The organism is Bradyrhizobium sp. CCBAU 25360 (assembly GCF_028128695.1).
Lineage (GTDB): Bacteria > Pseudomonadota > Alphaproteobacteria > Rhizobiales > Xanthobacteraceae > Bradyrhizobium > Bradyrhizobium ottawaense.
Genome location: NZ_LBJA01000011.1, coordinates 1 through 980, shown reverse-complemented (window position 1 = coordinate 980; position 980 = coordinate 1). Strand labels below are relative to the sequence as shown.

1 protein-coding gene is annotated in these 980 nt (G+C 63.8%); it reads left to right on the top strand.

Annotated features, from left to right (window positions below):
* Positions 1–788, top strand: a 788-nt coding sequence (locus tag XH81_RS04765; RefSeq protein ID WP_271596011.1) for a transposase, incomplete at its 5' end; no start/stop codon positions are given.
* Between the last annotated feature and the right edge of the window lie 192 nt (positions 789–980).

Genomic DNA, 980 nt, shown 5'->3' with positions numbered 1-980 from the left:
AGCAGGCGGCGGTCGCCGAACTGCGACGCCAGCGGTTTGTCGTCATCGTGTTTCAGCCGATCCAGGTCCGCGCCTATGCCACGTTCCATTTGCAACGGGCCAAGAACGACAAAATGGATGCCGCATTGATTGCGGCCTGCACCGCCGCGGTCAAGAAGATCCATCCCGCTCCAGACCCCCGGCTGCAGCCTTTTGCCGTGCATCTGACGATGATCGACCAGATCAAGGAGGACATCGCAAAGCTCAAGAATCGGCTGGAGAGCTGCCCTGACGAACGTATCCAGAAGTTCTGGAAGGAGCAGATCGCTCTGTTGGCCAAGCACAGACGAGCCGAGTTCAAGGCCCTGGTGGCAGCGATCCGCAAGCATCGCGATCTCGCCGCACGGCTCGATCTGATCTACAGCGTTGGCGGCAGCGGCTTGCCGACCGCGGTTGCCATCTTGATCAGGATGCCCGAGATCGGTCAGATCACCCGCGAGCAAGCCGCAGCCCTCACCGGGCTTGCGCCGTACGATGACGACAGCGGCAAGCATGTCGGCGCCCGCAGGATTGACGGCGGACGCCAGCGCTTGCGTCAGGCGCTCTACACCGCAGCTCTTCCGGCATCCTTCCGCTGGAATCCGCAGCTCATGGCCCTGTACAGCCGGCTGATCGCCGCCGGCAAGGGCCACAAGCGCGCGCTGGTCGCCTGTGCCAGGAAGCTGATCGTCATCATCAACGCCGTCGTCGCCCGCGGAACACCGTGGGTCGCCGAACCGCCCAGAACCGCGAGTGTGTCCGTCACCTGATCTCGTTTCTTTGTTCGATCAGGCGACCGTTTCTTCGTCCCGACCTGCCGTCAAGACGACGCCGCGCGCCGCGGCCGTCAAGGATGGCCGTCGCGCTCGTCTCACCTCACGTCGACTGCCGCCAGGCCACGCCTTGACGGCCGCAAGCACGGCGTCATGCTCGCGGAAATCGGGCGTGCTTTAATGGTTGCT